The sequence below is a fragment of the Thalassoroseus sp. genome, from assembly GCF_984380535.1.
The window spans coordinates 1-13,462 of record NZ_CFHRBF010000038.1 but is presented as its reverse complement, the minus strand read 5'-3'; the positions used below and the strand labels follow the sequence as shown (position 1 = coordinate 13,462).

The following is a 13,462-nucleotide window of genomic DNA, read 5'->3' as shown; positions in this document are numbered from 1 at the left end:
CTTACAACCATTTGATCGTCGTCCACAGTTATCCCGATCAACAAGACAAAGTCTACGAGCCATTACTCGGGGATGGTTCCGTGCTCAGTGGTTGTTCGCTGCAGAACAGTCATATCAAGGATACCCATTGGCAGACCGTGAAATGGGTGAAGAAGTCACAGGAGGCCGGACGACCGTGGGTTGTCGCATTTGACGAATCCGGTTCAGCGGCACATGGACAAGCCCCTGATTTAGGCTATCAAGGATTCGATGGGAAGGATCGCACCGGCAAGTACATTTACACCCAACATGAAGTCCGTCATCAGACGTTATGGGGCACGCTTCTTGGAGGTGGTGCGGGGGTGGAGTATTACTTCGGCTATCAGTTCCCTGAGAACGATTTGCTCGCCGAAGACTGGCGGAGTCGCGATCAGAGCTGGGACTATTGCCGAATTGCTTTGGAGTTCTTCCGGAACGAATCGATTCCGTTCTCGGAGATGAACAATCACGACGAACTCGTCGGCAATCTCCAGCACGATAATTCGGCGTACTGTTTCGCGAAGCCGGGGAAGATTTATCTCATCTACCGACCGAACGGCGAAGAAGCGGTACTCAATCTAGAAGGGCAATTGGGGATGTTCCAAGTGCAATGGTTTAATCCGCGAACGGGAGGCGAACTGACAACAGGAACAATCACCCAAATCTCAGCTGATGGAACTCGTTCACTCGGGCAACCCCCGAGTGAGACTGATCAAGACTGGCTTGCGGTAGTTACACGGAAAGATTGATCGTTGCCTTCTTGTCGCGGTTCAGCCTTGCCTGTCGACCGCGAAACATGAACAATCATCGAGAAGGATTCGAATTCCAGCGGAGAGTCTCGATGAATTGGTTAAGCATCGGTGTTGTTCTCGTTGCCGTGATCCCATTGCACTGGACGCCTTCAGCGTTGGGTTTTCCTCCAGCTTCGGCGGAGAAACTCCGTGGGAATATGGTGGAAGAATGGGTTACCGAACTTTCCGCGAACGACTTTAGTACCCGCAAAGCCGCAGCGGAGAAGCTCGTCCGAGCCGGAGCAGATGCCGCCGATGCGGTGGCTGATGCGGCCGATTCGGAAGATCGAGAGCTTCCGCTGCGATGTATCAACGTGTTGAAAAGCATGTTGCATTCGGAAGACGCACAAACGCGAACCGCTGCGAAGTCGGCTTTAAAACGATTGTCGAACAGCCCTCGGGAGTTCCTCGCAAGTCTCGCCCAGAAGACGCTCGACGCTCCTCCACCCGCGCCAGCAGTCATAGGGCCGCAATTCGGCGGACGAATGCGAATCAACGGAGGCCTGAATCCGAGAGCGAAGAACATCCGCATTAATATGAAGATGGTCAATGGGAATCGTACGATTTCGGTTGAGATCGACGACAAGGAAATTGAGATTTCCGACGCGAACGGTCAAGACATTACCGTCAAAGTGACGGAGTCTGTTGTCGATGAGAACGGAAACACCGTTCGGGAACCAAAGACCTACACTGCGAAGACCGTCGAGGAGTTACAGAAGAATCATCCGGAAGCGGCAAAGATTTATCAGCAGTATGCGGGTGCGGGTTTTGTTCCTCCTCCGATGCGACGAATTCCCTTTGTTCGAGGTCGAGTCGAAATTCTCAAACGCCAACTCGAACGACTTGACGAAATGGTGGAGCGTTTCGAAGAACGTGCTGAGAATGGCAACTTCCCGGCGGAATCGCTTGATCGGTTCCGCCAATCCATCGATCGCCAACGCGCCCGTCTCGCCGAGCAAATTGAGTCGGCCGAAGAAGCCGAACAGAAAGCGAACGCCGAATGAAAATCGCTGTCTTCAGCACCAAACCGTATGACCGGCAATTCTTCGACCAAGCCAACGAGCAGTTTGATCACGAACTTACGTTTTTCGAGCCTCGCCTAACGCCGCTGACTGCTCCGCTGGCAAAGGGCTTCGACGCAGCCTGCTTGTTCGTCAACGATCAGGCTGACACCGAAGTGCTTGAGATTCTGGCGGAAGAAGGTGTGAAGGCGATTGCGCTTCGATGTGCGGGGTACAACAATGTCGATCTCAACGCAGCCGAACGACTCGGACAGACGGTCGTGCGAGTTCCGGCCTACTCGCCCCATGCGGTGGCGGAACATGCGGTCGGTCTGATGCTCACCCTCGATCGGCAAATTCACCGGGCATTTAACCGGGTTCGTGAAGGGAATTTTGCGCTCGACGGGTTACTTGGATTCGATTTGCACGGCAAAACGGTCGGAATCGTCGGTACCGGAATCATCGGGGCTGTCGTGGCACGAATTTTGAACGGCTTCGGCTGCAAGCTCCTTGGATTCGATATCCGAGAGAATCCCGATTGCCGAGATGTGGGCGTAGAATATGTTTCGCTTGAAGAAATCTATTCTCAGGCTGATGTGATTACGCTGCATTGCCCACTCACGCCACAAACTCATCACCTCATCAATGCCGATGCAATTCGTCAAATGAAACCGGGCGTAATGTTGATCAACACAAGTCGCGGTGGCATCGTTGAGACGCCCGCCGTCATCGACGGTTTGAAGTCGGGGCAAGTCGGTTCATTAGGAATCGATGTGTACGAAGAAGAAGGCGATCTGTTCTTCGAGGATCTTTCGAACTCGGTCATCCGCGACGACGTTTTCGCTCGGTTGTTAACATTCCCGAACGTTCTGATTACCGGGCATCAAGCTTTCTTTACGCAGGAAGCTCTTCATCAAATCGCCGGGACGACATTAGCGAATCTGAAAGAGGTGGCAGACGGGCAAGAATGTTCGAATGAGGTTTCCGCAGCAAAGATTTCTGGACGCTAATCGGAAACTTCGAACCCCCGTGATTCGTCGATGGAATGTCAACTTTTTGCTGAGTTGTCACCTTCGGCTGCCAAACAAACGCTTGCCGTCGCCTATTGTGAGAGGTTAAACAAGAAGAACGCTCTCCGCATTTTAGGTGAATTGAACCTCCATACTATGGCGTCTGTAACCAAGCCGACTTCTGTACCGATCAAAACACGTCGCAATCGACTGCCAACTGAGATTCCCGGTCCACGTGTACGAACGCGTTGGGGGCGTCTCAAAGCGATGTCGCGTTTTAGTCAGGACTCAGTCGCGCTCGGGAACCAACTGTTCGCCGAGTACGGCCCGCTGGCCACGATTGCCCACGGTGGGGGAACACGATTGTTCACGCCGTGGGGCAAGAACTGCCCGGGGTCGATCTTGGTACGCGGGCCGGAACTTCTCAAAGAAGTCGCGACCAAGCACGATACCTATCACAAATTTCACCTCAGCGGTGTGCTTCACCCGCACAACGATGAATCAGAACGCAAAGCATCGTTACGAGTGTTCGCGTCTGGTTTATTTGGGGTCAACGGCGATGACCATCGGCGTCAACGAAAGATGATGGCCCCGGCATTTATCCCCAGCCGGGTTGCCACATACGCGGACGCAATGGTTGATGTCACCGAACGAATGACAGCGAACTGGCGTTGTGGGCAGATGTTCGACATTGCCGTCGAAATGCGCGAACTGGCACGGGAAATCGCCAGCGTGTGTTTGTTCGGAGAGAGCCTTGAGGACGGCGGAACCGAGCTGACCGCGGGTGTGCAGACTGGGTTGGCGTTAGTCAGTAACCCGCTGGTTCGATTGCTTCCCTATGATCTGCCAGGACTGCCGTACCGAAAACTCCTCGAAGTCTCCGATGTGGCATATCGTCGTGCCCAAGGTGTCATCGCCCGGAGACGTGCCGAGCCGGAAAAAGCAGATGACGTATTATCGATGCTGCTCAAAGCTCGCGATGAGACCGACGGGGCCGCATTGACCGAAGACGAACTCATCGGCCACGTCAATGTGCTATTTGCGGCTGGGCACGAAACAAGTGCCAATGCCCTGACTTGGACGTGTTTCTTGCTCTCGCAACACCCGGAGATTTATGCCGACCTCGTCGAGGAACTGCAGAGTGAACTCAAAGGTGAGACGGCTCGTCCGATCGATTTCGAGCGACTACCGCTGCTAGACCGCGTGATCAAAGAAAGCATGCGGGTGATAACTCCCGTGCCGTGGAACGGTCGTGTCTTGGCTCAAGATGCGGAACTTGGCGGGTTCGAACTGCCTGCTGGCACGGAAGTTATGGGAAGTATTTACCATACCCACCATATGCCAGAAATCTTCACCGAGCCGGAGCGTTTTCATCCCGACCGCTTTGCGGAGAATCATTACACGGGTTACGAATACAATCCATTTAGCGCAGGCCAACGGATTTGTATCGGGGCCGGTTTTGCGATGCAGGAGATCAAAATCGTGCTATCGCATCTGCTACAAAAGTTCCGGCTCGAGTACGTGCCCGAACGGGAAATCAATCGGCAAGGCACGATCGTGATCATTCCGAAGCAAGGCATGCTAATGCGACTTGAACGAGTCGGTGACAACTACACCGGCGGTGTCGGCACGGTCGTCGGAAATGTCCGCGATATGGTCGACTTGCCGACCTGCTAAGTTGCGAGAACTCTACGCTTTCGTCTTCCGATCGGCCGTGACCAGCTTATCGAGCAATCCATTGACGAACTGCGGCGATTGAGCCGAACCAAACTTACGAGCTAACTCGATTGCCTCGTCGATGGCGACTTGAAATGGCGTGTCGCTATGCAGAATCTCGAACGCACCGATTCGAAGGGCGTTGCGATCGGTAATCGCCATCCGTGCCAAACTCCAGTTTTCGGCGACTTGTTCCAACCGCGTATCGATCTCTGAACGGCATTCCATCACCCCGGCAAACAGTTGCCAAGCGAATTCGCGGAGATCGTCTTTGTCGATCTCTTCGGCGATCTGCGAACGAACCGTTCTCGGATCGATGTCGGCATTGACATCCATCTGATACAGCATTTGCATCGCCACTTCGCGGGCTTTACTTCGACGAGCCATGATTCCTTCCAGACACCTTGAACAATTGAGTCGGCTGAGCCGCCACCAGATTTCATTCGGAACACAGAATCCCCGCACGAACGCATCGTGGGGGCACCAATACAATCCTAACCATGCCAACCGCCCCGCCAAGACGGTTTCATGCGGTCAATTTTGAATACATGTTAGGAATGTGTCAAATCGTGAAGAAGCATCGGAGGGGCTACGCCTCGAGTTTTCGCAGCACATTGACTGTTTCGATCGCGGCCAAAGTTGCTTCCACGCCTTTATTACCAGCTTTTCCGCCGGCACGGTCCATTGCTTGTTCCATCGTCTGACAAGTCAGCACACCAAAGGAAACAGGCAGTCCTGTCTCATGACTTGTCCGCATCAAACCGGCGGCCAACTGTTGATTGATGTACTCGTGATGGGTCGTTTGCCCCTGGATCACAGCACCCAAGCAAATCACAGCGACATATTTCCCGCTTTTCGCCAAACGGTCGGCGACCACCGGGATTTCGAACGCTCCGGGAACCCGCACCACCGTGACACGATCACTTTCGGAACCGTGTCGTCGCAAGGTATCCAGTGCAGCTTCAAGTAATCGATCCGTCACCAAGCTATTGAATCGCGAGACAACAACCGCGTACGCACCCTCACCCGCCAACAACTCACCTTCAATCGTCGTAGCCAACTTCGTGTCCTCGTTTCTGACTTCCGCTGAACCGTCTAGCAACAGCGTGTGCCACGATCGAGACAACGAATCCCGATGCGACACACTTCCATAACTGATTTTAGCCAAGGTTCATGCTGAGCAGGAACTCTTCGTTGGTTTTCGTCCGACGCATGCGGTTGGTGAGTAATTCCATCGCTTCGACCGGGTTCATATCGTTGAGGACGCGACGCAGAATCCACACGCGGCGGAGTTCTTCTTCGTCCATCAACAATTCCTCGCGACGTGTACCGGACTTGTTGACGTCGATCGCCGGCCACACACGTTTCTCGACGAGTCGACGATCGAGGTGCAATTCGGTATTCCCGGTCCCTTTGAATTCTTCAAAGATCACCTCGTCCATTTTACTGCCGGTGTCGACGAGTGCTGTGGCAATGATCGTCAGACTGCCACCTTCTTCGACGTTCCGGGCCGCCCCGAAGAAGCGTTTTGGATGTTGCAACGCATTGGCATCGACACCACCGGTTAGAATTTTGCCGGAGTGCGGGACCTCGGTGTTCCAGGCCCGGGCCAATCGGGTGATCGAATCGAGGAAGATGATCACATCGTGGCCATATTCCACCATGCGTTTCGCTTTCTCGATGACCATTTCCGACACCTGAATATGCCGACTCGGTGGTTCGTCGAACGTACTGGAAATCACTTCGCTGTTACGGCCTTTGACATGCCGTTCCATCTCGGTGACTTCTTCCGGCCGCTCGTCGATCAGCAGCATAATCACGTAGGCATCGGGATGATTCTTCAGCGTCGCTTGGGCCAACTGTTGCAGAAGAATCGTCTTCCCGGCTCGCGGCGGAGAAACGATCAGCCCTCGTTGTCCCATCCCGATCGGCGCGACGATATCGACAGCACGAGTGCTGAGCATATCGGCGTCGGTCGACAACCGCAGTCGCGTTTCCGGGTGAAGCGGTGTGAGGTCGTCGAAGAAGACTTTATCAGAAAGAATATTCGGGTCTTCCCCGTTGATCGCTTCGACACGCAACAACGCGAAGTAGCGTTCGTTCTCTTTCGGTGGACGAATCTGACCGGCGACCGTTGCCCCGGTTCGCAAACCGAACCGCCGAATCTGGCTGGGCGAAACGTAGATGTCGTCCGGGCAAGGCAGATAGTGGTAATCCGGACTGCGAAGGAAGCCGAAGCCGTCGGGAAGGATTTCTAACGTGCCTTCGCCGAACATCAAGCCGTTCATCTTCGTTTGTTCTTTGAGAATCTTGAAGATGAGGTCTTGTTTCTTCAGACCTGTGTACTCGCTCAACCCTTCACTACGGGCTAAGTCCAGCAACTCCTTCATCGTCATCCGCTGCAGTTCGGCAATGTGGATGTCGGTTTGCTTGAGGTCCGCTGGCTCTTTTTTCTCGCGACTTCCCTCAGACGACGAGGAACTTGAGCGGGAGTTTTGACGGGAGGAACGGCGGACAGAACTCAACGGAGCGTCCTTGATTGCGGTGCTCGTTGACGTTTCTGTCGATTCCGAGGATGGTTTGGAAGATTTTGGCATGATGAATGGCCTTGGTTTCAGAAGCCGATGAGTGACAACGAAATTCACGTCGTGTGAACTGCGTGCACAAGCGGCTCAGAACGAAGGAAGTTAATGGCTAGTGGATGAGAGTCTCAGGCTGGGAGTTCGTCAGTTTAAGAAGTTCAAACATCGGTTAGGTTTCGTGTTGTCTCGTCAGTCCGCATGGGGACCCGTTTCCTCAAAAACCATGTCTTCGACAAGAGACGATCGAAGTGGTATCGAGTAACGCGAATCCCAAAATTTCGCGAATTGTTGCGTGGTCTCTTCGAGGTCGGTCGTGTTATCAATGGTCCAATCAGAGCGTTGTTGCTTTTCGGCGAGTGGCATTTGGCTGGCTTCTCGCCGAGCCAATTCGTCGGCACTCCAACCCCGGCCTTCCTGCAATCTCTGTAGGCGGACTTCATGAGGGACGTGGATATAGACGACCGCATCACAGATTTCATGCCAACCAGCTTCGAATAAGATCGGTGCATCCAACAAAATCGCTTGGACAGTCGGGTCCGTCGCTTGAATCGTCTCCATTTGATCCAACAAGATTTCTCGGATTCGCGGATGAACGATGCGTTCGAGTTGAACACGTTGCTGCCAACACTCTGGCGTATCTCCAAAGACTTTCCGCCCCAATGTCTTGCGATCGACCTCACCGGTTTCGGTGAAAACGTCGTCTCCAAACTCCTTGCGAACCTGCGATTTTACGGCGTCTTCGAGCAACGCGGAGTGGCCTGCACGGTCCGCGTCAAGAACGCGAACCGGGAATCGTTCTGCCAAGCGTCTTGCGACGGAAGACTTTCCCGAACCGATGCCGCCGACAATTCCAATAAGAGGAAGCTGCCGTTTCAATGTGGCATTCACCGCAGAGAACTCACAAAGTAGTAAATAGGACGACAAAGGCCACAGCCAATATAGGCTGGATGGCCAGATTGATTAGTCAAGACAAATACGTCACTGGAAGACAGTCAGCCGAGCGCACGCTCCGTTGTGCGATTCTGAGAGATTCCGTTCCGCTGATGAGTATGGCGAAGATAATCGGGTGCAGTGATGGGGGAATTCGTTCTGGAACTGATTTGGAGTGAACCGAACACAAAAAGAAACAGTGTTTGTTTGCGAATTAAGTCATGGATTCGGTCGAGTGTTGTTGGAGACGGCCCGACGACCGCGATTCCATGTTGCCGTATTCAATTCAGACTGTCAACGACAAATGGGAGTCTTCATTTCATTTTCTCAAGGTCGGAATCGGTTCCTGGCGCATGGTTTTACTGGCCTGAATAATATACACACCAAACCCATTCGTGAATCGTGAAAATGCTCATTCTGACGGATCGGATAAACACGGTTCGGAAAACTTGGGATATCTCGGTGACGACAGTTGGTTTCTATTTGACATCGTTCGTCGCGGAGGTATGTTTCCTCGCCACCACAAAACCTCTCCTCAAAAATTCCCTCCGCTTATGTCCAATCGTTTCCACGAGATGCCTTTTCCTAAGGCCGGTCGCTCGTCATTTGCGATGCCTTCCGTTCAACGACGAAACTCATCGAGAGCAGCGCTGCAGCCGCCCTTTGCAGTCCTCACTTTCCGGGGAAAGTCGAAAGCCGAAGACGTAGAACCGGAGCGGGCGGCGAGATTGCTCGCGGAGCAGGTAAAGGGACTTCAGGCAACAGGTTTTCAGTTTCGGTCACTTGACGCTGCCGTCAGCAACAGCGGACAGGAGACGTCAGGCGGAACGTTGGTCCTCACGATTGATGCGCGCGACGCCCAGGCGGATTCTCCATTGCTCGCGGCCCTGAGCACACTGGAAGTGCCCACCACCGTTTTTCAGACTGCAGCCCAGATTCAAGACCAAACGAGACGACAACGCGAATACTGGCACCGTTTGACGCTCACGGGATTGTTCGACTTTGGCATCCAAGCGAGTGTGGAGAGTATCCGACAGCCGCGACCAATTGACGACTACGAAGGTCTCGTAATGAGCCGGGATTACTTGGCGTCAGAATTTGCCATTACACGACCCATGTTCGCGTTCCCGGTCGGTTCAAATGTGTGGGACGCTGAGTGGGAACAGATGGCCCTGGCGATCGGTGCAAGATGCTGTCTGGCTGACCGCAGCCAACTGGTCAATTTGAATCACAGCAACTTTCGATGGGGAAGGTTTCTGGTTACAGAGGAAGATTCGCCGCGGGTCGTCAATCGGCGACTTCGACGTCAGTTCTCGCAGTGGCGACAAATCTGGAGTTCGATTCGACAACGACTTCGAACTTGCCAAACCAACCAACCTTGCGTGTCGATCGAGGGCATTTAATCCGTGGCTGAGCCGACGAACAGAGGAAACCGTCGATGAAGATTCTGCAATGCCACAATTTCTACCAATTGCCCGGCGGTGAAGATCAAGTGTTTGCCGCCGAAGGCGCACTGATGGAATCTCGTGGTCATCAGGTGGTTCGGTACACTCGGCATAACAATGACGTCGAGAAATTGAATCGCATAGCGCTCGCGAAGAAGACATTCTCCAACCGGGAGAGTTACCGGGAACTGCGATCTCTGATTCGAGAGGAACGCCCGGATGTCATGCATTGCACAAATATTTTTCCTCTCATCTCGCCATCCGCGTATGCAGCGGCCAAAGCGGAGGAAGTGCCCGTTGTGCAGACGCTGCATAACTATCGGCTACTTTGCCCAAAAGCCCAAATGGTTCGGGATGGTGAGATCTGTCAGAAGTGTCTGACAACACGGACGTTCTGGCCAGCCGTCGCTCACCGCTGTTATCGCGACAGTCGATCCGCGTCAGCCGTCACCGCTGCAATGCTGGCTACACGATGGGCGTTGGGAACATGGCGGAATCAGGTGGATCGCTATATTGCTTTGACCGACTCGGGGCGTGACCTTTTTATCCAAGGGGGAATTCCGGCAGATAAAATCGTCGTCAAACCAAATTTCGTTAGCCGTGATCCGGGAATTGGATCCGGAGACGGTGAATATGCAATTTATGTCGGCCGACTGTCACCGGAGAAGGGGATTTCGACCCTACTCGAAACATGGAAGCGTCTCGAAGGACGGATACCGCTGAAAATCATCGGTGATGGTCCACTCGCAGCAGACGTTCAACACGCAGCAGAGATGGATCCCTCGATAGAATGGCTCGGTCAACGCACGCACGACGACGTGCTAGACCTGATTGGTTCCGCCCGATGTCTGGTGTTTCCTTCAGTGTGGTTGGAACCCTTCGGTCTCTCAATGATTGAAGCCTTTGCGAAGGGGACGCCTGTCGTGGCGTCTCGTTGTGGAGCGATGGTCGACCTTGTTGATCACGGACGCACTGGCCTGCACTTCATTCCCGGTGATCCGGATAGCTTTGCAGAACGACTCCGCGAGTTGTGGACAAACGTTAATATGTTCACAATGCGTCAAGCGGCCCGTACCGAATACGAAGAACGCTATACCGAGGAAAATAACTACGACCAACTGCTTGAAATCTATGAGGGTGTCATCAGTCCCACGGACAAAAACTCGACGCCATCCCCACTAACGAGATTGAAAACAGAAACCGCTGGCCGATGACTACTCTGCAGATGAGTTAGCCGCTTTCTCAAGGGTATCTGAATGCAGTATCGAGAAATGAGGATTGATATCGACTGCCTTCGCCAGCATTTTTCGAGCGACCTCCGGTTGTCCGATGGCATCGTAGATCAACGAAGCATGAAAATAAATCTGGGCATCTTGCGTTCCCAGTTTCATCGCTTCTTTGATTGATTTGGCAGCCTCCTGGTATTGATTGTTTCGGTAAAGAGTCCAGGCGAGCATGTCATGCCCATAGATGTCTTGTCGAAGCGAGAAATCCTTCTTAGCCAGCTCTAAGGCACGTTTGGGCTTCATGTTGTGGTCAGCGTAGAACATTGCAACTTCGCGGTAATGAGCGGCAGCCGCGTGGACGGCTTCTTCTTCCATCGCCTTCTCGGCTTGCTCGTACCAGTGCGTAGCCTCTTCGGTGTCGCCGAGTTTCGTGTAGATGTCTCCGAGCATCGCCATCATCGGAGGCTCGCCGAACTCCTCGACAGCTCCGTAAAGGGTGGCGATGGCATCTCCGTGCTGGCCTTCGGCTGCAGAAACTCGTGCGAGTCCGACAATCGCCGGGGCATTCGATGAATCGATGGCAATCGCGTTACGGAAATGACGGTTCGCACGCGATAACCGACCAGAATCAAATGCAAGCTGACCGAGACGCCATTCAAACCAAGCTTCTAGACTTGGAAGCCCCCCCGCATCTTGAATGTCCCGAAGACCATCGGTCAGTAATTTGGTCGCCAGTTCCTGCCGACCATGCAACTCCGCCAGCCGCGCACGTCTGGCCAGAATCGCTGGACCCTGAGCAAGTTCGGCGAGCTTCTCGATTGTTTTTTCCGCCGCCTGATACCGGCCAAGTTCCAGCTGACAGTCGCCGATTGCCGCGAGCGCCAGGCTATTGGTGGGCGACTTCTCAAATACCGTCGTTGCGAATTCTAGCGCACGCTCAAACTGATGCTGAGCCTGCAACGCGACGGCCAAATATGTCCTGGCGATGAGATCGTCGGGATCGTTGTCCAAGGCGAGACGGAAAACTTGCTCAGCCTGTTGATATGCTAGGTGGTCACCCTGCTCCTTGGCTTTCCGCAAGTAAAGCTGACCAAGCAAACGCTGAAGCGACGCGTTCTTCGGACTCGCAGCGAGCCGTTTTTCGAAGGATGCAATCGCTTTGTCGACAGGAATCAATCCATCTTCATTAAGAAACGATTCCGCGTTCCCTTTGGCTGCCGACTCGTCTTGAGCTTCCTCCGCAGGCAATCGGTTGGTCGTCATGCTGAGGAAACAACCCCATGCAAAAACCCAATAAGCCGTTGTAGACTTCATGCGACCCGCCATTGATTGAGTTCGGGAATGCCATGGCAACGACGGCCTTCCAGCTCAGATGGATACCGGAAGACCGCCTTCGAATTTGCAGTGTTAACCTTCCCTAGTTGGGTGCCGCCAAATAGGGGAATGTGTTCGAGAACGCTGCGTCGTTCGCATCGATGTCGTCCGTGGCCATTGGGTCGCCTGTGAGCAGTTGCAATTCCGCATCGATGACGTCGTCCTCCAAGCGCCGGCCGTTTAGGAAACCCATTGCACTCGATGTATCGAAAGTAAGAATATCCGGGAGCAATATGGCTGTTTGAGCAATGGCAGTTGGTGTGTCGCCACCATTGAGTCCCTCGATGCTGGCCTGCACATCAGCACCGAAATCAGCAAAATCATCGACAGGATCAGCCCGGTTGAATTCGTTTTTACGACCCGTCGGAATGAGCACCGTGTTGATGGCCGGTCTGCCGACCCGGTCGAATTGGCCGCGTCGATCGCTGGTCGTCGCCCAAATTCCGATGTTCGGACCGCCCAATGAACTACTCGGGACTTCCAAGACGATTGCGGAAATATTGAATCCCGCGAAGTTATCCATCATGTCAGGCATGCCTTGAAGCACTTCTGAATCGAAAAAGAAGGGATCATCGAATATCCCGGTCGCCAGCTTGCCTCCACCTCGCACGCTAAGTGTTCGACCTGTCGACCCGCTGGCAGCGACGCGGTTGTTTTCTCTCAACATGATCACGCGTTGAGGGCGATTTCCACGAGCCCGACTAAAGTAAAGCTTAAAGCTCACATCTTCTCGCGCGTCACCATCATTGTCGACGTGAATATTGTAGATACCGCGTGAATTGAAAGTTCCCGGACTGTTGGGAAGAACCCCCGCTCGAGGGTTCACAGTAACAATGATGACAGTATTCGATGCATTCTCGGGAGACTGAAAGGCGTAGAGATCGTTGACGTCCAATCGACCATCGGCTGCCACCGATGGGGAGTCCAAGTGGTCAGCGGCTTGCAAGACAACCGTTGTGCTGAGGCAAGCACTCAACGCAGCTGCGAATTTCCACATTCTCATCTGAGTCTCCCTGACAAGTTACGTAAGATGCGCAAAAGCCACTGTAGCGTTATACAGATGCATCAGTCTGAACGCAACCGACCTAGGTGTAGCTCCAAAAGTGGGAGCTAGAGAGGACGACAGATACGCAAAGAAGCCGCCGGAAGTTCTTGTGAGCTTCCGGCGGCTTTGGTGTATAAACAAGGTTGATAGTTGCGTGTGAGAATCTGAGTGGACTATTGCGTTTGTGGGATTATCCCACGTGTGAGTTTGCACTCACTGAGGTTATGAGCTGGCGTTGTTGCCTCTCCAACCGTGAGGTTGGAAAAAGCACCAGCGATCATCCTTAGAAAGGAGGTGATCCAGCCGCAGGTTCCCCTACGGCTA

The 13,462-nt window shown here is 53.5% G+C and carries 12 protein-coding genes; 6 read left to right on the top strand and 6 right to left on the bottom strand.

The window, feature by feature from the left end:
- The 4 genes from AC5DDB_RS29630 to AC5DDB_RS29615 all read left to right on the top strand — a co-directional run.
- Positions 1–767 (top strand): putative collagen-binding domain-containing protein (locus AC5DDB_RS29630; protein WP_491743386.1); only part of this gene is annotated, 767 nt, incomplete at its 5' end.
- A 92-nt stretch (positions 768–859) separates the two neighbouring features.
- The gene (locus AC5DDB_RS29625) at positions 860–1,813 is read left to right on the top strand and encodes a hypothetical protein (protein ID WP_491743385.1); all 954 of its coding nucleotides are present in this window, start codon (positions 860–862) and stop codon (positions 1,811–1,813) included.
- Positions 1,810–2,820: a 2-hydroxyacid dehydrogenase gene (locus AC5DDB_RS29620; RefSeq protein WP_491743384.1), complete on the top strand. Its 1,011-nt coding sequence runs from the start codon at positions 1,810–1,812 to the stop codon at positions 2,818–2,820. Before AC5DDB_RS29625 ends, AC5DDB_RS29620 begins: the two co-directional genes overlap by 4 nt.
- Positions 2,821–2,976: 156 nt before the next feature.
- Positions 2,977–4,497 carry a cytochrome P450 gene (locus AC5DDB_RS29615; RefSeq protein WP_491743383.1) on the top strand — a complete coding sequence of 507 codons (1,521 nt, stop codon included), beginning with the start codon at positions 2,977–2,979 and terminating at the stop codon, positions 4,495–4,497.
- Between the two features lie 12 nt (positions 4,498–4,509).
- Here the strand turns inward: AC5DDB_RS29615 and nusB are convergent, their stop codons facing one another.
- The 4 genes from nusB to coaE form a co-directional block, all read right to left on the bottom strand.
- Positions 4,510–4,923 carry a transcription antitermination factor NusB gene (nusB, locus tag AC5DDB_RS29610; RefSeq protein WP_491743382.1) on the bottom strand — a complete coding sequence of 138 codons (414 nt, stop codon included), beginning with the start codon at positions 4,921–4,923 and terminating at the stop codon, positions 4,510–4,512.
- Between the two features lie 202 nt (positions 4,924–5,125).
- The gene (ribH, locus tag AC5DDB_RS29605; protein WP_491743381.1) at positions 5,126–5,596 is read right to left on the bottom strand and encodes a 6,7-dimethyl-8-ribityllumazine synthase; all 471 of its coding nucleotides are present in this window, start codon (positions 5,594–5,596) and stop codon (positions 5,126–5,128) included.
- A 100-nt stretch (positions 5,597–5,696) separates the two neighbouring features.
- On the bottom strand, positions 5,697–7,133 hold the full coding sequence (gene rho / locus AC5DDB_RS29600) for a transcription termination factor Rho (protein ID WP_491743380.1): 1,437 nt from the start codon (positions 7,131–7,133) through the stop codon (positions 5,697–5,699).
- Positions 7,134–7,307: 174 nt separating this feature from the next.
- The gene (gene coaE / locus AC5DDB_RS29595) at positions 7,308–8,006 is read right to left on the bottom strand and encodes a dephospho-CoA kinase (RefSeq protein ID WP_491743379.1); all 699 of its coding nucleotides are present in this window, start codon (positions 8,004–8,006) and stop codon (positions 7,308–7,310) included.
- Between the two features lie 617 nt (positions 8,007–8,623).
- Between coaE and AC5DDB_RS29590 the strand changes: the two genes are divergently transcribed.
- Both AC5DDB_RS29590 and AC5DDB_RS29585 read left to right on the top strand, forming a co-directional pair.
- Complete coding sequence (locus AC5DDB_RS29590) at positions 8,624–9,451, top strand: hypothetical protein (RefSeq protein WP_491743378.1); 828 nt, start codon at positions 8,624–8,626, stop codon at positions 9,449–9,451.
- A 35-nt stretch (positions 9,452–9,486) separates the two neighbouring features.
- Positions 9,487–10,707, top strand: a complete 1,221-nt coding sequence (locus tag AC5DDB_RS29585; protein WP_491743377.1) for a glycosyltransferase family 4 protein — start codon at positions 9,487–9,489, stop codon at positions 10,705–10,707.
- On the opposite strand, the gene AC5DDB_RS29580 is transcribed toward AC5DDB_RS29585, so the two are convergent.
- Both AC5DDB_RS29580 and AC5DDB_RS29575 read right to left on the bottom strand, forming a co-directional pair.
- The gene (locus AC5DDB_RS29580; RefSeq protein ID WP_491743376.1) at positions 10,708–12,033 is read right to left on the bottom strand and encodes a tetratricopeptide repeat protein; all 1,326 of its coding nucleotides are present in this window, start codon (positions 12,031–12,033) and stop codon (positions 10,708–10,710) included.
- Positions 12,034–12,136: 103 nt separating this feature from the next.
- Positions 12,137–13,096, bottom strand: coding sequence for a DUF4331 family protein (locus AC5DDB_RS29575; protein WP_491743375.1), 960 nt, complete (start codon positions 13,094–13,096; stop codon positions 12,137–12,139).
- Between the last annotated feature and the right edge of the window lie 366 nt (positions 13,097–13,462).